The following is an 18,031-nucleotide window of genomic DNA, read 5'->3' as shown; positions in this document are numbered from 1 at the left end:
CGTAAAAAATAAAACACGGCCGGTCGGAGATAGCCCTTTGCGTGGGAAATAGCGGATAATGGCATGCCCCGATATGCAGCAAATCTGCCGTCGATGTGCCATTTCGAGGCATCATGGGGTTGGCTTGACATCAGTTTGTCTTTTCGATTGACTGGTCCAGCAAGCCCCCCTTGATTGATATTTTTAACAACAAAGGTGTTGCATCATGTCGGTACCCCCGCGTGCCGTTCAGCTTAACGAAGCGAACGCGTTCCTTAAGGAACATCCTGAGGTTCTCTACGTTGACCTTCTGATTGCAGATATGAATGGTGTGGTGCGTGGCAAGCGCATTGAGCGCACCAGCCTCCACAAGGTTTACGAGAAAGGCATCAACCTGCCGGCCTCCCTCTTCGCCCTGGACATCAACGGTTCCACCGTCGAAAGCACCGGGCTGGGCCTGGACATCGGCGATGCTGACCGCATCTGCTATCCAATCCCCGACACGCTCTGTAATGAGCCATGGCAAAAGCGCCCGACCGCGCAGCTGCTGATGACCATGCACGAACTGGAAGGCGAGCCGTTCTTCGCCGACCCGCGCGAAGTGCTGCGTCAGGTGGTGAGCAAGTTCACCGATATGGGCCTGACCATCTGCGCCGCGTTCGAGCTGGAGTTCTACCTGATCGACCAGGAGAACGTGAACGGCCGCCCGCAGCCGCCACGCTCGCCAATTTCGGGCAAGCGCCCACAGTCGACCCAGGTGTACCTGATCGACGACCTCGACGAATATGCCGACTGCCTGCAGGACATCCTGGAAGGCGCGAAAGAGCAAGGCATTCCGGCTGACGCCATCGTCAAGGAAAGCGCCCCGGCGCAGTTCGAAGTCAACCTGCACCACGTTGCCGACCCGCTCAAGGCCTGTGACTACGCGGTACTGCTCAAGCGGTTGATCAAGAACATTGCCTACGACCATGAAATGGACACCACTTTCATGGCCAAGCCCTACCCGGGCCAGGCTGGCAACGGCCTGCATGTGCACATTTCCGTGCTGGACAAAGATGGCAACAACATCTTCACCAGCGAGGATCCCGAGCAGAACGCCGCGCTACGTCACGCTGTCGGCGGTGTGCTCGAGACCCTGCCCGCATCCATGGCTTTCCTCTGCCCGAACGTCAACTCGTACCGCCGCTTTGGTGCGCAGTTCTACGTGCCGAACGCACCGAGCTGGGGCCTGGACAACCGCACCGTGGCCCTGCGCGTGCCGACCGGCTCTGCCGATGCCGTGCGTATCGAGCACCGCGTGGCCGGCGCCGACGCCAACCCGTACCTGATGATGGCTGCGGTGCTGGCGGGCGTGCACCATGGGTTGACCAACAAGATCGAGCCAGGCGCGCCCATCGAAGGCAATTCCTACGAACAGCTGGAGCAAAGCCTGCCGAACAACCTGCGCGATGCCCTGCGCGAGCTGGACGACAGCGAGATCCTGAACAAGTACATCGATCCGAAGTACATCGACATCTTCGTCGCGTGCAAGGAGAGCGAGCTGGAGGAGTTCGAGCACTCGATCTCCGACCTCGAGTACAACTGGTATCTGCATACCGTGTAAACAAAAACGCCGCCCCCATTGTGGGAGCGGCCTTGCGTCGCGATTGGGTGCGAAGCGCCCCCAAGATTTGTGCATCAAGCTGAAATCGCCGGGGCCGCTTTGCGGCCCTTTCGCGACGCAAGGCCGCTCCCACAGAGGCTGCGGCACAGGCTTATAGGGATTTCTCGAAAATCTTCGAATTGCGCTGGTAGTTGTACAGCGAAGCCCGCGCCGCCGGCAGGCGCTCCACGCCGCTAGGCGCAAACCCGCGTTCACGGAACCAGTGTGCCGTGCGCGTGGTAAGCACGAACAGGGTATTCAACCCCATCTGCCGCGCCCGCCCCTCGATGCGCTCAAGCAACTCATCCCCGCGCCCGCCATGGCGGTACTCCGGGTTCACCGCCAGGCACGCCAGTTCACCCGCCTGCGACTCGGCAATCGGATACAGCGCCGCACAGGCGATGATCATGCCCTCACGCTCGACCACGCTGAATTGTTCGATCTCACGCTCCAGCACCTCACGCGAACGACGCACCAGAATGCCCTGCTCTTCCAGCGGGCTGATCAACTCCAGCAAGCCACCGACATCGTCGATGGTCGCCTCGCGCACCACTTCGAACTGCTCCTGCGACACCAGCGTACCGCCACCCTCACGGGTGAACAGCTCGGTCAGCAGCGCACCATCCTCGGCATAACTGACAATGTGGCTACGCGCCACGCCACCTTTGCACGCCTCGGCGGCTGCATCCAGCAGTTCGCCCTGGTAATCGCTGCCCAGGCGCGCCAGGTGAGGAGCGATCTGCTGCGGGCGCAGCTCACGCACCAACTTGCCGTTTTCGTCCAGCAGCCCGGGCTCGGCGCCGAACAGCAGCAGCTTGTCGGCGCCCAGTTCGATGGCTGCGCGAGTGGCAACGTCTTCACAGGCCAGGTTGAAGATTTCTCCGGTCGGCGAATAGCCCAGTGGCGACAGCAGCACGATGGAGCGCTCGTCGAGCAGGCGGCTGATGCCCTTGCGGTCGACCCGGCGCACTTCGCCGGTGTGGTGGTAGTCCACCCCCTCGAGCACACCGATCGGCCGCGCCGTGACCAGGTTGCCGGAGGCCACGCGCAGGCGTGAACCCTGCATCGGTGAGGCAGCGATGTCCATCGACAGGCGCGCCTCGATGGCCAGGCGCAGGGCGCCGACAGCGTCGATCACGCAGTCCAGGGTGGCGGCATCGGTAATGCGCATGCCCCGGTGGTAATGTGGGGTCAGGCCCCGATCCGCGAGGCGGCTTTCGATCTGCGGGCGCGAACCATGCACCAGCACCAGGCGCACACCCAGGCTGTGCAGCAGCACCAGGTCGTGGACGATATTGCCGAAATTCGGGTGTTCAACCCCATCGCCGGGAAGCATGACCACGAACGTGCAATCGCGATGGGCATTGATGTAGGGGGAGGCATGACGCAGCCAGTTGACGTATTCGGGCATGACAGGGCCTGTGGATAAAGTGGACGGAGAACGGTGAATGACACGGCGTTCAGGATCATCGTCGGAACAGGCTTGCGGTCACGCGCGGTCTCCTCTAGGCAAGAACGAATCAACAGGGTGGACGTTTAGCTCAGGCAATAATGCCGGATCAGGTCACGCAATAGACGCACGGTAGGCTCGATTCGTGACATTTCAAGGTATTCGCCAGGCTGGTGGGCGCAGGCAATGTCGCCAGGGCCCAGTACGATGGTCTGGCAACCAAGCTGCTGAAGATAAGGCGCTTCGGTACCGAATGCTACCGCTTCGGCGCGGTGGCCGGTGAGGCGCTCGGCCACTTGTACCAGTTCGGCATCGGCGGCCTGCTCGAACGGTGGCACCTCAGGGAACAGCGGAGCGTAGTCGATACGCACCTCATGACGCTCGGCCACCGGCTGCAACTTGCCACGGATGGCGGCGCGCAGCTGTTCGACATCCATGCCTGGCAGGGGGCGCAGGTCGAACTCCAGGGCGCACTGGCCGCAAATGCGGTTGGGGTTGTCACCGCCATGGATGCAGCCGAAGTTCATGGTTGGCGTGGGTACGGTGAACTGCGGGTTGCTGAAGGTCGCCTGCCACTGCCGGCGCAGCCCCATCAACTCACCCATCACCTCATGCATGGCCTCCATCGCGCTATGGCCCAGGCTCGGGTCGGACGAATGGCCGCTGCGCCCGAGGATGTCAATGCGGTCCATGAGGATGCCCTTGTGCATGCGGATCGGCCGCAAGCCCGTGGGCTCGCCGATCACCGCCGCGCGGCCGAGTGGCTGGCCAGCGGTAGCCAGAGCGCGAGCGCCAGACATGGAGCTTTCTTCATCACAGGTGGCGAGGATCAGCAGCGGCTGCTTGAAGTCGTGCTCCAGCAGCGGGATCACCGCCTCGATGACCAAGGCGAAAAAGCCTTTCATGTCGCAGCTGCCCAGGCCCACCCAGCGGCCATCAACCTCAGTGAGCTTGAGCGGGTCGCTGGACCACAGCTGTTCATCGTAGGGCACCGTGTCACTGTGACCGGCCAGCACCAGGCCACCAGGGCCGCTACCGCGGCTAGCCAACAGGTTGAACTTGCCAGGGCTGACCTGCTGGATGTCACAACGGAAGCCCAGATCACCCAGCCAACCGGCCAGCAGGTCGATGACCTGGCGGTTGGACTGGTCCAGGGCAGCTTGGGTGCAACTGACCGAGGGCGCGGCGATCAAGGCGGCAAACTGGTCTTTCAGCGTCGGCAACGGCATGCGCATACTCCTCGGAAGCGTTGCCCATCATAGGACTATCCGCCGTCTGGAATAAACCGTTGGCGGCCGACTCCTGTAGACTGCCCTGCAACGACGCCCCTCCTTCGAGCCTGTGATGCACAAAGAAACCGAACTCAAGCTCCGCGCCAGCCGCGATACCCTGGCCGCACTGCGTGAACACCCTCTGCTGAAAAAGCGCAACAAGTCCGGCTGGCAGACTCGCGAGCTGCTCAACCAGTACTTCGACACCCCCGAGCGCGACCTCTCCGCCGCCCGTGTCGCCCTGCGTCTGCGCCGTGACGGCGAAGAAGTCATCCAGACCCTGAAATGCCGCGGCCAGAGCGTCGCCGGTCTGTCCGAGCGCAACGAATACGAATGGCACCTGGACAAGGTCAAGCTCGACCTGAAAAAGCTCGACGCCACCTGCTGGCCCGAGCAACTGGCCGAGCTGGACAAGAAAACCATAAAGCCGCTGTTCACAACCGATTTCACCCGCGAATACGCCGAGATCAGCTGGGGCCGCGGCAAGAGCAAGGTCGTGATCGAGGCCGCGCTGGACCAGGGCTTCGTGATTGCCGGCAAGCGCAAGGAAGAGATCAGCGAGCTGGAACTGGAACTGCGCGAAGGCGCCCCTGAAGCGCTGCTGGAGCTGGCCGCAGAGCTGGCCGCGAGCCTGCCACTGATGCCGTGCGATATCAGCAAGGCCGAGCGCGGCTACCGCCTGCTGGAGCCGGACAGCTACGAGCTGGGCCTGCCGGCGACCGAGCTGGACCCCGAAATGGCCGTGGACGATGCCTTCACCGCGCTCGCCTGGCAATTGCTGGGCAGCAGCCAGCGCCTGGCCGAGCAGTACCGCCACAATGGCCATTGGCGCCTGCTGCAAGACTGGGTTCAGTGCCTGGCCGAACTGCGCGCACTGGTTGCCAGCCTGGGCCAGGCCGCGCCACGCGCCACCACCCGCGAACTGCGCGCCAGCCTCGATGCGCTGCTGGAAGACTGGCGTCCGCTGGTGCAGGCCGGCAATGACGACGAAGACATCCGCCGTGCGGCGCCAGAGCAGTTCATCGAAGAACTCGAAGATGTGCGCTGGGGCCAGTTCTCCCTGGAAACTTCGCGTTGGCTGCTGGCCCGTGCCTGGACCGTGGAGCGCAAGGGCCGTGGCGAGCGCCAGGGCAAGGCGCAGCTGGCCAGCTGGCTGGCGCACTTGCTGGGCGAAGAAGGCCGCTCGCTGAAGCTGCCGCTGTACACCCAGCGCCCGGAAGACCTCGCCGAACAGCTGCCGCGTATCGAACAGCTGCTGGCCTGGCTGCACCATGCCCGCCAAGTGCTCGAAGCGCCGCAAATGGACCGCCTGTATGGCGACATGAAAAAACTGCATGAACTGGCGGAACTGCCGATCAGCGACGAAGTGCTGGAAGCACGGATCGAGCAGGCTCGGGCCGTGGATCAGAGCCGGGGCTGGAAGCACTTGCTCAAGGCCTGATACCGCATCTGCTTCTTCGCGGGCTTGCCCGCTCCCACGGGTACTGCGCCGCCCTCGCGGCAGTAGATATCCTGTGGGAGCGGGCGAGCCCGCGAAGGCCTCACCGCGATAGTGGCAAGCTGGTAGTGGACTTGATCTCCGACAGCGCCACGATCGAGTTCACTTCCTGAATACCCGGCACGTTCGATAGCTTTTCGAAGAAGAAGCGTTCATAGGCCTCGATATCCGAAGTAACGATACGCAGCAAAAAGTCCACGGCCCCCATCAGCACATAGCACTCCAGCACTTCCGGAAAGCCGCGGATCGCCTCGGTGAACTCGGCGAAGTTGGAACGGCCGTGGGCGTTCAGTTTCACCTCGGCGAAGATCTGCGTATTAAGGCCGACCTTCTTGCGATCCAGCAGGGTCACCTGCCCTCGGATCACACCCTCCTCTTTCAAGCGTTGAATCCTGCGCCAGCAGGGGGACTGTGACAGCCCTACCCGATCGGCGATCTGCGCACTGGACAGCGATGCGTCCTCTTGCAGGAGTTCGAGAATGCGTCGATCATAGGCATCCAGTTCGTCTTGCATGAATAATTCTCCAAACCACACTTATTCGAATTGAACGATCGGTAGCTCCCGCACTTTGATGGAATCATAGCGAAAACATACCGGCCCGGACGTGCAAAAATTTCTCCCATATTTTGCGGAGACCAGCATGAACGCACTCGAACGCCCACTGCCCCGCAGCGATGCCTGGGCCGCCAGCGCCAGCCACAGCAACGTAAGCTATCGCCTGCAGGCCGAAGCCGAGCCGGATACCCTGTGCCGGGTGCTCAACTTGTTTGCCTTGCAGTTCCTCACGCCGCACAGGGTGCATGTCCGCCAGCAGGATGACTGGCTCGATATCGAAGTCGCTATCGGCGGGCTGAGCTGGCATCGGGCGGAGGTGATTGCACAAAAACTGCGCAACCTGGTGTGCGTCGCGGACGTGAGCCTGGAAAACCTGGCGCGCCTGGAGCTGGCGGTGGTCTGACCTGCGCTGGCGCAAAATCCTGACAACCTTTGCCGCGCCTCGCCCAGCCTGGCGCGGCTAGCCTTGCATCAGGATCCCCCGAAGGCACGGACGCCGTTATGTTCCTCCCCAACGAACAACCCCTCGACCTCAAAAGCCTGCTGGATGCCTTGCAAGCCGACCAGCACCTGAACGCCAACGATTGCTGCCATGTCCGCGAACAGGCGTCTCGCTACAGTGCTCACCACCCGCTTGAAACCATCGCGGCCGCGGGCCTGGAAGACCGCAGTCAGCCCGGTCAATGGCTGAATCTGGACACCCTCTGCCAGTGGTTGGCGGGAAAGGTCGGCCAGCCTTACCTGCGTATCGACCCCATGCAACTCGACCTGGCCCAGGTCAATGGCCTGATCTCACCCGCCTTCGCGCAACGCCACGGCATCCTGATCGTGGCCAACGACGCCAACGCCATCACCGTGGCCAGCGCCGAGCCCTGTCAACAGCTGTGGCAGGCCGACCTGGCTCGCAGCCTGGGCAAGCCAATCCGCCGCGTACTGGCCAGCCCGCTGCAAATCCGCCAACTGGGCCAGTCGCTGTTTCGCCTGGCCCACTCGGTACAAGGTGCGCAGCACCAGCAAGCCGCCAGCCTGGGCGAGCTGGAACACTTGCTTGAACTCGGCAAGCGTCAGGCGGAGGCCACGGCAGACGACGCGCACATCGTGCATATCGTCGACTGGCTGCTGCAGTACGCCATCGAGCAACGCGCCAGCGATATCCATCTGGAGCCGCGACGCGAACAAGGCCACCTGCGCTATCGCATCGACGGGCTGCTGCACAGGGTCTACACCTTTCCGGCCAACGTCATGCTCGCCGTGGTCAGCCGCCTGAAACACCTGGGCCGCATGGATGTTGCGGAAAAGCGCCGGCCGCAGGATGGCCGGGTAAAGAGCAGCCTGCCAGGCGGCAGCGAGGTGGAGCTGCGCCTTTCGACACTGCCTACACCCTTTGGTGAAAAGCTGGTGCTGCGCTTGTTCGACCCCCGGCAATTGCAGGAAAACTTCGACCAGTTGGGCCTGGAGGGCGAACAATTGGTCCAGTGGCAAACACTGCTGCAGCGCCGCCAGGGCATCCTGCTGGTCACCGGGCCTACCGGCTCCGGCAAAACCAGCACGCTCTACGCCAGCCTCAAGCAACTGGCTACGCCACAGGTCAATCTATGCACCATCGAAGACCCGATCGAACGACTGGAGCCGGCGTTCAACCAGTTGCAGGTGCAGCCTGCCCTGGGCCTGGGTTTTGCCGATGGCGTGCGCGCCCTGCTGCGCCAGGACCCGGACATCATCATGATCGGCGAAATTCGCGACCGCGAGACTGCACTGGTGGCAGTTCAGGCTGCGCTCACCGGTCATCTGGTGCTTTCGACCCTGCACACCACTGACACCTGTAGCGCCATTACCCGCCTGCTGGAGCTGGGCGTGGCCGACTACCTGATCCGCGCGACCCTGGGCGGGGTCATGGCCCAACGCCTGGTGCGCTTGTTGTGCGACACGTGCCAGGGCCTCCCATCGAGCGATACTTGCCAGGTCTGTCGGGGTACCGGCTACCGTGGTCGCACAGGCTTGTTCGAATTGCTGATCCCGAGCGAGAGCCTGCGTGCACGAATAAGCGCCAGCACCGACCTGGCAGAACTGCAGCGCCAGGCTCTAGCCGACGGGTTACAGGATTTACGCAGCTGCGGGGAGGCAAAAGCGGCCCGTGGGCTGACCCGCCCCGAGGAGGTATTGCGGGTCTGCTCTTGAGCAAAAAACCCATGTATTCAAGGAACTTGCGCCCGTTTTACTGGATCAAAGCGGCCATCTCCAACCCTCACCCTTCGAGGTGTTTCATCATGCGTCTCAAAACCGCCATTGCAGCGGCTGCCCTGCTTTCGCTGCCTGTTGGCTCTGCCATGGCCGATACCTTCTGGCGTAACGTAATGACCTCCGGCGCGACCACCGCGTCGAGCTATATCACTTCGCACGATCACAAGCTGGTACTCGCGGCGCAGGATGACGCCGGTAGCTTCGTCGCCAGCGAGGGCGCAATTCGTGGGCCGTTCCTGGAACAGGCGCTGCAGCAGGTGCGCGCTGAAAACCCAGGCCTTGAAGCCTCTGACATGGATCTGGCCAACGCCATCCTGGCCAAGAACGCGGTAGCCAATTAACCGCGCCGCCTGCTTCGCGGGCAAGCCTGCTCCCACAGGTATTGCGCATCACTTGAGAGCGGTGCGGTTCCTGTGGGAGCGTCTTTACCCGCGAAGAGGCCTACGCCGATCCTACCTTACCGGTAAGCCTCCACCGGCACGCAAGCACAGAACAGATTCCTGTCCCCATACACATTGTCGACCCGATTCACCGCTGGCCAGTACTTGTGCAAGCGCACGTGGGCACTGGGCGCAATCGCCTGCTCCAGGCTGTAGGGCCGGTTCCAGGGTGCCAATACATCGGCCAGGGTGTGTGGCGCATGCTTGAGCGGATTGTCCTCTGCCGGCCAGTTACCCTCCTGCACCTCGGCGATCTCTGCCCGAATCGCCAACATCGCGTCGACAAACCGGTCCAGCTCGGCCTTCGACTCGCTTTCCGTGGGCTCAACCATCAAGGTTCCCGGCACCGGGAACGACATGGTCGGGGCATGGAAGCCATAGTCCATCAGGCGTTTGGCGACGTCCTCCTCGGTGATGCCGGTCTGCGCCTTGAGCGGCCGCAGGTCGAGGATGCACTCATGGGCCACGCGCTGATTGCGCCCGCGATACAGCACCGGAAACGCACCACCGAGCTGGCTGGCCAGGTAGTTGGCCGAGAGGATCGCCACCTCGCTGGCATCGGCAAGCTGTGGGCCCATCATGGCGATATACATCCAACTGATCGGCAGGATGCTCGCACTGCCCCAGGGCGCGGCGCTGACTGCAGTGTTGTTCGGGTCCAGCCCCGGCACCGGGACGACCGGATGGCTGGCGACGAACGGCTTCAGATGAGCACGAATGCCAATCGGCCCCATGCCTGGGCCACCACCGCCATGAGGGATGCAGAACGTCTTGTGCAGGTTCATGTGCGAAACATCGGCGCCAATGTCTGCCGGCCGCGCCAGACCGACCTGAGCGTTGAGGTTGGCGCCATCCATGTACACCTGGCCACCATGCTGGTGAACCACTTCGCAGATCTCGCGGATGCCCTCTTCATACACACCATGGGTCGAGGGATAGGTGATCATCAGGCACGACAGCCTGGCCCCGGCGGCATGAGCCTTGGCCTTGAGGTCTTCCAGGTCGACGTTGCCAGCATCGTCACAATCGACGATCACCACCTCCATGCCAGCCATCTGCGCCGAGGCCGGATTGGTGCCGTGGGCTGACGACGGAATCAGGCAAAGCGTGCGTTGAGGCTCATGGCGGCTGCGGTGATAACGGGTGATGGCCATGAGCCCGGCGTATTCACCTTGGGCACCGGAGTTGGGTTGCATGCAGATGGCGTCGAAGCCGGTAATCGCGCACAACCAGCTTTCCAGCTCATCGATCATCGCCTTGTAGCCCATGGCCTGCGCGGCGGGGGCAAAGGGGTGCAGCTGGGCGAAGGCTGGCCAGGTGATGGGAATCATCTCGCTGGTGGCATTGAGCTTCATGGTGCAGGAGCCTAGCGGGATCATCGACTGGTTCAGCGCCAGGTCCTTGCTTTCCAACTGCTTGAGGTAGCGCAGCATCTCGGTTTCGCTGTGATGCAGGTTGAACACCGGGTGGCTGAGGAACGGCGTGCGTCGCACCAGCGCAGCGGGGATGCCTTCGGGCAGCGCCTGCTGGTCGAGCGCGGCGATGTCCAGGCCGTGATCGACGCCCAGGAAGATGTCGAGCAGCCGCTGCACTGTGGCTTCGTTGCAGGTTTCGTCCAGGCTCACACCCAGATGGCCGCGGCCCAGGATGCGCAGGTTGATGCGCGCAGCCTCGGCGCTTTCAATGATCGCTGCCTGGGCGCCACCGACATCGAGGGTCAGGGTGTCGAAAAAGTGCTGGTTGAGGCGCTTGATGCCTTTGGCCTCAAGGCCTGCGGCCAGCACAAAGGTCAACCGGTGTACCCGCTGGGCAATGCGCTGCAGGCCTTCCGGGCCGTGATACACCGCGTAGAAACTGGCGATGTTAGCCAGCAGCACCTGAGCGGTGCAGATGTTGGAGTTGGCCTTTTCGCGACGGATATGCTGCTCACGCGTCTGCAGGGCCATGCGCAGTGCAGTGTTGTCACGGGCATCGCGGGATACGCCGATGATGCGCCCGGGCATCGCCCGCTTGTACTCGTCCCGGCAGGCGAAATAGGCCGCGTGCGGGCCACCGTAGCCCATCGGTACGCCAAAGCGCTGGGTCGACCCCAGCACCACATCGGCACCGAGCTCGCCGGGCGGTGTCAGCACCACCAGGCTGAGCAGGTCTGCAGCTACGCAGGCCAAGGCCTGCTGGCTGTGCAACTGGTCGATCAACGGGCGCAGGTCGCGCACCTCGCCGTGGGTATCCGGGTATTGCAGCAAGGCACCGAATACCTGGTGCCTGGCCAGGTTATCCACAGCGTCGATGATCAATTGGAAACCAAACCCTTCGGCGCGGGTTTTCAGCACCGACAAGGTCTGTGGATGGCAATGCTCATCGGCAAAGAACGCGTTGCTCTTGTTGCGCGCCACTCGCTTGGCCAGGGCCATGGCTTCGGCAGCTGCCGTGGCCTCGTCGAGCAATGACGCGTTGGCCAGCGCCAGGCCAGTGAGGTCGATGACCATCTGCTGGAAGTTGAGCAGCGCCTCCAGGCGGCCTTGGGCGATTTCGGGCTGATAGGGCGTGTACGCTGTGTACCAGCCGGGGTTTTCCAGCACATTGCGCAGGATTACCGTAGGCGTGACGGTGCCGTGGTAGCCCATGCCGATGAGGCTGGTCCACACTTGGTTCTGCCCGGCGAAGCCGGCGAGCCTGGCCAACGCAGCCTGTTCATCGAGGGCCGGTGGCAGGTCAAGGGCGCGGTTGAAGCGGATGCCAGGCGGCACGGTCTGCTCGATCAGCTCACTGCGGCTGTTGAGGCCAAGGGTGCTGAGCATTGCTTGCTGCTCCGAGGCGTCGGGCCCCAGATGGCGGCGCAGGAAAGGGTTGAGCTCTTGCAGTTGATGCAGGGATGGCGACTGGGACATGTCGACGCTCTCTTCCTAGACCAGGTCTCATGGAGACTTATAAGTCTAGGAAGGATTGCCGATTCTGCGGGGAATCTTGCTCTGGCTGTACCGCTCTCTTCGCGGGCATGCCCGCTCCCACAGGTTAACGAGAAGCCCTGAGGCATACGCTATCCCTGTGGGAGCGGGCGCGCCCGCGAAGCAGGCGACGCGGTCTTACTCGCCGATAGCGGCTTTGTAGCCAGCGGCATCCAGCAGCTTGTCCAGATCAGCCGGGTTGCTTGGCTTGAGCTTGAAGATCCACGACGCGTAAGGTTCTTCGTTGAGCAGTTCCGGGCTGTCGGCCAGCTCCTCGTTGACCGCGATCACTTCGCCGGCAACCGGGGCATAGATATCGGAAGCGGCCTTGACCGATTCGACCACGCCAGCAGCGTCGCCAGCAGCGAACACCTTGCCGACTTCGGCCAGCTCGACGAACACCACGTCACCCAGCGCCTGCTGGGCGTGGTCGCTGATGCCGACGGTGACAGTGCCATCGGCTTCCAGGCGCGCCCACTCGTGGCTTTCGGCGAAACGCAGATCGGCGGGGATATTGCTCATGTCTTGAATTCCTCGTTTGGGTCAGCGGTTCGGCCCGCCGTTGAATGTTCAGATCAAAATCTTGCCGTGGCGCACGAAGGTCGGCTTGACCACCCGCACCGGGTACCATTTGCCGCGGATCTCGACCTCGGCGCGGTCACCGGTGGCCATGGGCACGCGCGCCAGGGCGATGGACTTGCTCAGCGTAGGAGAGAAACTACCACTGGTGATCTCTCCTTCGCCAATCCCGGCTACACGAACCACCTGGTGAGCCCGCAGAACGCCGCGCTCTTCCAGCACCAGGCCAACCAGTTTTTCCTGCACGCCACGCTCGATTTCCGCCAGCAGGCTGGTACGGCCGACAAAGTTGCGCTCTGCCGGCTCCCAGGCAATGGACCAGCCGAGGTTCGAGGTCAACGGGGTGTGGCTTTCGTCGATGTCCTGGCCGTACAGGTTCATGCCGGCTTCCAGGCGCAGGGTATCGCGCGCGCCCAAGCCGCTCGGCGCAATGCCGGCGCCGACCAGGTCGTTGAAGAAGGCGACGGCCTGATCGCCCGGCAGGATGATCTCCAGGCCGTCTTCACCGGTGTAGCCGGTACGGGCGATGAACCAGTCGCCTTCGGCAACACCTTCGAACGGGCGCAGTTCACGGATCAGCGCGGCACGGGCCGGGCTCAGCAGCGCGGCGACTTTCTCTCGGGCATTCGGCCCCTGGATGGCGAGGATGGCCAGGTCGGGGCGAACGTCGAACGATACGCTGAAACCGGCGCTCTGCCGCTGCAACCACTCGATGACCTTGGCCCGGGTGGCCGCGTTGGTGACCAGGCGGTAACCGCTCTGGGTACGGTAAACGATCAGATCGTCGATGACCCGGCCGTCTTCGTTGAGCAATGGGCTGTACAGGGCCTTGCCAGTGCTGTCGAGACGGGCCACGTCGTTGGCCAGCAAACGCTGCAGCCAGGGAGTGGCATCTTCACCGGCGATGTCGATGACCGTCATGTGGGATACATCGAAGACACCGCAGTCGCTGCGCACCTGATGGTGCTCCTCGACCTGCGAGCCATAGTGCAGCGGCATGTCCCAGCCGCCGAAATCGACCGTCTTGGCGCCGAGCGCCAGGTGCAAGTCGTACAAAAGCGTGCGCTGTCCCATGGGTTTCTCCTTCCGGGCGTGGCGAAGCGGCGGCGGTCGATGACGTTTGATCGTCAGCTCTTCTTGTAGGACCCGCCGCGCGAATGCCGCGCATTGTAGCCGCAAGGGCGCAAGCTGGCATCCTTAGTGACTGTGACCCGGACGACGCGCTGAACGGCGGATCAACCCGATGACCGGCAACAGCCCTACCAGCACCAAGGTCAACGCCGGCAGCGAGGCACGCGCCCATTCGCCTTCGCTGGTCATCTCGAATACTCTGACTGCCAGGGTGTCCCAGCCGAACGGGCGCATCAGCAAGGTGGCGGGCATTTCCTTGAGCACATCGACGAACACCAGCAACGCGGCGCTCAAGACCCCTGGCACCAGCAGCGGCAGATACACCTTGAAAAACAACCGCACGCCACCGACGCCAAGGCTACGCGAGGCTTCCGGCAAGGAGGGGCGGATACGTTCCAGGCTGCTCTCCAACGGGCCATGGGCCACGGCGATGAAGCGCACCAGGTAAGCCAGCAGCAAGGCCGCCAGACTGCCCAACAGCAGCGGCTTGCCTGCACCTCGCAACCAGGTGGACAGCGGAATGACCAGCTGATTGTCCAGGTAACTGAACGCCAGCATGATAGAGACCGCCAGTACCGAGCCAGGCAAGGCATAGCCCAGGTTGGCCAGGCCAACGCCAGCGCGAATGCCGGCCGTCGGCGCCTGACGGCGGGCGAAAGCCAGCAGCAATGCCACGCAAACGGTAATCAGAGCGGCCATGCCGCCCAGGTACAGCGTGTGCAGCACCAGGCCGACATATCGCTCGTCCAGGTCATGCCGACCGCGCTGCCAGCACCACACCAGCAACTGCAGCAGTGGAATGACGAATGCGCAGGCGAACACCAGCAGGCACCAGCCGCTGGCGAGCAGCGCCTTGGCCCCGCGCAAGTGATAGAGCGCATGCCCGCGCGGGCGTTCGTTGCCGCTGCGGGTTGCGCCACGGGCGCGGCGCTCGCCGTACAGCACCAGCATTACCGCGAGCAAAAGCAGACTGGCCAGCTGGGCCGCGCTGGACAGGCTGAAGAAGCCGTACCAGGTCTTGTAGATGGCCGTGGTGAAGGTATCGAAGTTGAACACCGCCACTGCACCGAAATCGGCCAGGGTTTCCATCAGCGCCAGGGCGATGCCCGCGCCAATGGCAGGCCGCGCCATTGGCAAAGCCACCCGCCAGAAGGCCTGCACGGGCGACAGGCCAAGTACCCGGGCGGCCTCCATCAAACCCTTGCCCTGGGCCAGGAACGCCGAGCGCGCCAACAGGTAGACGTAGGGGTAGAACACCAGCACCAGGACGACGATCACCCCACCGGTGGAGCGGACCCGTGGCAGGCGTATGGGCCCGAACACCTCGCGCAAGGCGCTCTGCACGGGGCCGGCAAAGTCCAGCAGGCCGACGAAGACAAAGGCCAACACATAGGCCGGGATGGCGAACGGCAGCATCAGCGCCCAGTCGAGCCAGCGCCGGCCGGGGAACTCGCAGAGGCTGGTCAGCCAGGCCAGGCTGACGCCGAGCAGGGTCACCCCGATACCAACGCCGACCACCAAGGTCACGGTATTGCCCAGCAGGCGTCCCATCTGGGTGTCGAGCAGGTGCGACCAGATCTGCATGTCGACCGACTGCCAGGACAGCAGCAGCACGCTCAGGGGCAGGAGCACCAGGGCGGCGGTCAGGGTGACCGGGAGGTACCAGCGGCGTTGGGCGGTATGGGGCAAGTGAATGTCTCTGTGGCTGATTGCGACCGCTTTGCGGTCGTTCGCGGGCATGCCCGCTCCCACAGGGATCGAGTATTCCTGTGGGAGCGGGCATGCCCGCGAAGAGGCCCGTGAAGGCCCCGGAAGCTTAAGGCCGGGTGCTTAGTTCCAGCCAGCCCGATCCATCAGGCGAATGGCCTCGGCCTGACGCTTGCCGGCCACTTCCACTGGAATGCTGTCAGCTTTGAAGCTGCCCCAAGCCGCCACCTCATCCGACGGCTTGACCTTCGGGTTGGCCGGGAACTCCTGGTTGATGTCGGCGAACAGCTTCTGCGCTTCCTCGCCGGTCATCCACTCGACCAGCTTCCTGGCGGCTTCCGGGTGCGGTGCATGTTTGGTCAGGCCGATGCCCGACAGGTTGACGTGCACGCCACGGTCACCCTGGTTGGGCCAGAAGATCTTGACCGGCAGTTTCGGGTTCTGGGCATGCAGGCGGCCGTAGTAGTAAGTGTTGACCACGCCCACATCGCACTGGCCGGCTTCGATGGCCTGGATCACCGAGTTATCGTCGGAGAACACATCGGTGGCCAGGTTGCCGACCCAGCCTTTGACGATCTGCTCGGTCTTGGCCTCGCCGTGGTTTTCGATCAGCGTGGCAGTCAGCGACTGGTTGTACACCTTCTTCGCGGTGCGCAGGCACAGGCGGCCATCCCAGTGCTTGTCGGCAAGGGCTTCATAGGTGGTCAGCTCGGCCGGTTTGACCCGCTCGGTGGAGTAGACGATGGTCCGTGCACGCAGGCTCAGGCCGGTCCAGTCATGGGACGAAGCGCGGTACTGCGGGGGAATGTTCTGGTCGATGATGTCGGACTTGATCGGCTGCAGGATGCCCATTTGCTCGGCCTGCCACAGGTTGCCGGCATCGACGGTGAGCAGCAAGTCGGCCACACCGTTCTCGCCCTCGGCCTTGATGCGCTGCATCAGCGGGGCTTCCTTGTCGGTGATGAACTTGACCTTGACCCCCGTCTCGGCGGTGTAGGCGTCGAATACCGGCTTGATCAGCTCGTCGATGCGCGAGGAGTACACCACCACTTCGTCCGCCGCCTGAGCGGTGCCGCCGAACAGGGTCAGGGCCAGGGCGGCCAGTAGGGGCTTGCGTGGCAACATGGAAAGCACTCCTCGGATCGTATGAGAGCCGCAAATGGTAGTGAATCCCATTTTCCAGCTCATCATCAGAGCAGTTACCGGATGTTGCAAAACGAGCGCAAGCGCACCCTGTGGGAGCGGCCTTGTGTCGCGAAAGGGCCGCAGAGCGGCCCCGGCGATATCTGCTGGGAAGCTGAAATCTGGGGCCGCTACGCGACCCTTTCGCGACACAAGGCCGCTCCCACAAAAAAGCGGTGACTTCAGGCCTTGGCCAGTTCCGGCAGGTCCCCGGTCAGCCCCAACGCCTGGCGCACGAACAGCGCCTTGGCCTCCGGCATCTGCTCCACCAGCTTCAACCCGCTGTTACGCAACCAGCGCAACGGCAACGGATTGGCCTGGAACAACCGCTCGAAACCTTCCATTGCCGCCATCAACGCAAGGTTGTGCGGCATCCGCCGGCGCTCATAACGGCTGAGCACTTTCACATCCGCCAACCGCTCGCCGCGCTCGCTGGCATGCTCCAGCACCTCGGCCAGCACCGCAGCATCGAGAAAGCCCAGGTTGACGCCTTGCCCGGCCAACGGGTGAATGGTGTGTGCGGCATCGCCAATCAACACCAGCCCTTCGTCCACGTAGCGCTTGGCGTGACGCTGGCGCAACGGCACGCAGACGCGCGGGTCGGCCTCCAGCACCTCACCCAGTCGCCCCTCGAAGGCCCGCTCCAACGCCTTGAGGAAGGCCGGTTCATCCAGAGCCATGATCTGCTCGGCCTGCTCTGGAGTCGTCGACCAGACAATCGAGCACCAATCCTGCTTGCCGTCACGCGACAGCGGCAAGAAGGCCAGCGGCCCCTCGTCGGTGAAGCGCTGCCAGGCGGTAGCCTGGTGCGCGGCGCTGCAGCGCACGCTGGTGACGATCGCGTGGTGCAGGTAATCCCACTCTCGCGTCTCGCAGCCAGCCAGGCGGCGCACCGCCGAGTTGGCGCCGTCGGCGGCCACCACCAGCGGCGTACGCAACTGACGGCCATCGGCCAGGGTCAGCAGCCATTCGTCACCGGAGCGGCGCAGCTGCTCCAGGCGGGCATTGGGCAACAGGCCGATATCGCTATCGTGCAGGCGCTCCAGCAGACCGTCCTGCACCACCCGGTTCTCGACGATATGGCCGAGGACCTGGGCGTGCACACTGGCTGCCGAGAAATGTATCTGACCGGTACCGCTGCCGTCCCACACATGCATGTCGGAATACGGCGACACGCGCCGCCCGGCGATGCCGTCCCAGGCCCCCAGGCGTTCGAGGATGCGCTGGCTGGCCGCCGACAGTGCACTGACCCGCGGCTCGAACGGTGCATCGGCGTCGAACGGTTTGACCGACAGCGAGCCGCCGTCGAGCAGGAGAATTTCCAGGCCGCTGTGGCGAAGCGCCAGGGCCAGGGCGCTGCCGACCATACCGGCACCGACAATCAACAGATCTGCGCGCATTTCCATG

14 protein-coding genes are annotated in these 18,031 nt (G+C 63.4%); 5 read left to right on the top strand and 9 right to left on the bottom strand.

Annotated features, from left to right (window positions below; translation table 11 throughout):
* The first annotated feature begins 205 nt into the window (after positions 1-205).
* Positions 206-1,582 carry a glutamine synthetase family protein gene (locus ACTORR_RS15385; RefSeq protein ID WP_014592784.1) on the top strand — a complete coding sequence of 459 codons (1,377 nt, stop codon included), beginning with the start codon at positions 206-208 and terminating at the stop codon, positions 1,580-1,582.
* A 151-nt stretch (positions 1,583-1,733) separates the two neighbouring features.
* Here the strand turns inward: ACTORR_RS15385 and argA are convergent, their stop codons facing one another.
* Positions 1,734-3,032, bottom strand: a complete 1,299-nt coding sequence (gene argA / locus ACTORR_RS15380; RefSeq protein WP_054883881.1) for an amino-acid N-acetyltransferase — start codon at positions 3,030-3,032, stop codon at positions 1,734-1,736.
* A gap of 125 nt (positions 3,033-3,157) precedes the next feature.
* Positions 3,158-4,300, bottom strand: a complete 1,143-nt coding sequence (gene argE, locus ACTORR_RS15375) for an acetylornithine deacetylase (protein WP_262108126.1) — start codon at positions 4,298-4,300, stop codon at positions 3,158-3,160.
* Positions 4,301-4,415: 115 nt separating this feature from the next.
* On the opposite strand from argE, the gene ACTORR_RS15370 reads away from it, so the two are divergent.
* Entirely contained in the window at positions 4,416-5,783 is a 1,368-nt protein-coding gene (locus ACTORR_RS15370; RefSeq protein WP_262108125.1) for a CYTH domain-containing protein, read from the top strand.
* A 100-nt stretch (positions 5,784-5,883) separates the two neighbouring features.
* On the opposite strand, the gene ACTORR_RS15365 is transcribed toward ACTORR_RS15370, so the two are convergent.
* Positions 5,884-6,354: an Lrp/AsnC family transcriptional regulator gene (locus tag ACTORR_RS15365; protein WP_054883884.1), complete on the bottom strand. Its 471-nt coding sequence runs from the start codon at positions 6,352-6,354 to the stop codon at positions 5,884-5,886.
* Positions 6,355-6,481: 127 nt separating this feature from the next.
* Between ACTORR_RS15365 and ACTORR_RS15360 the strand changes: the two genes are divergently transcribed.
* The 3 genes from ACTORR_RS15360 to ACTORR_RS15350 all read left to right on the top strand — a co-directional run bounded on the left by ACTORR_RS15360 (position 6,482) and on the right by ACTORR_RS15350 (position 8,978).
* Positions 6,482-6,799, top strand: a complete 318-nt coding sequence (locus tag ACTORR_RS15360; protein ID WP_054883885.1) for a hypothetical protein — start codon at positions 6,482-6,484, stop codon at positions 6,797-6,799.
* A gap of 98 nt (positions 6,800-6,897) precedes the next feature.
* On the top strand, positions 6,898-8,574 hold the full coding sequence (locus tag ACTORR_RS15355; RefSeq protein ID WP_313364884.1) for a GspE/PulE family protein: 1,677 nt from the start codon (positions 6,898-6,900) through the stop codon (positions 8,572-8,574).
* Positions 8,575-8,663: 89 nt separating this feature from the next.
* Positions 8,664-8,978 carry a DUF2388 domain-containing protein gene (locus ACTORR_RS15350; protein ID WP_262108122.1) on the top strand — a complete coding sequence of 105 codons (315 nt, stop codon included), beginning with the start codon at positions 8,664-8,666 and terminating at the stop codon, positions 8,976-8,978.
* Between the two features lie 116 nt (positions 8,979-9,094).
* On the opposite strand, the gene gcvP is transcribed toward ACTORR_RS15350, so the two are convergent.
* The 6 genes from gcvP to ACTORR_RS15320 form a co-directional block, all read right to left on the bottom strand.
* Positions 9,095-11,968 (bottom strand): aminomethyl-transferring glycine dehydrogenase, encoded by a 2,874-nt coding sequence (gene gcvP / locus ACTORR_RS15345; protein ID WP_441343707.1) that lies wholly within the window; start codon positions 11,966-11,968, stop codon positions 9,095-9,097.
* Positions 11,969-12,163: 195 nt separating this feature from the next.
* Positions 12,164-12,547 (bottom strand): glycine cleavage system protein GcvH, encoded by a 384-nt coding sequence (gcvH, locus tag ACTORR_RS15340; RefSeq protein WP_054883889.1) that lies wholly within the window; start codon positions 12,545-12,547, stop codon positions 12,164-12,166.
* Positions 12,548-12,595: 48 nt separating this feature from the next.
* Positions 12,596-13,678 carry a glycine cleavage system aminomethyltransferase GcvT gene (gcvT, locus tag ACTORR_RS15335; protein WP_054883890.1) on the bottom strand — a complete coding sequence of 361 codons (1,083 nt, stop codon included), beginning with the start codon at positions 13,676-13,678 and terminating at the stop codon, positions 12,596-12,598.
* Positions 13,679-13,801: 123 nt separating this feature from the next.
* Entirely contained in the window at positions 13,802-15,424 is a 1,623-nt protein-coding gene (locus ACTORR_RS15330; protein WP_313364888.1) for an ABC transporter permease, read from the bottom strand.
* 141 nt (positions 15,425-15,565) lie between these two features.
* Positions 15,566-16,567, bottom strand: a complete 1,002-nt coding sequence (locus tag ACTORR_RS15325) for an extracellular solute-binding protein (RefSeq protein ID WP_054883891.1) — start codon at positions 16,565-16,567, stop codon at positions 15,566-15,568.
* Between the two features lie 239 nt (positions 16,568-16,806).
* Positions 16,807-18,024 (bottom strand): 2-octaprenyl-3-methyl-6-methoxy-1,4-benzoquinol hydroxylase, encoded by a 1,218-nt coding sequence (locus tag ACTORR_RS15320; RefSeq protein WP_262108213.1) that lies wholly within the window; start codon positions 18,022-18,024, stop codon positions 16,807-16,809.
* Between the last annotated feature and the right edge of the window lie 7 nt (positions 18,025-18,031).

Origin of the sequence: Pseudomonas sp. SAR267 (genome assembly GCF_052077595.1) — a bacterium.
Classification (GTDB): Bacteria; Pseudomonadota; Gammaproteobacteria; order Pseudomonadales; family Pseudomonadaceae; genus Aquipseudomonas; species Aquipseudomonas vlassakiae.
This window is presented reverse-complemented; position numbering and strand designations above follow the sequence as displayed.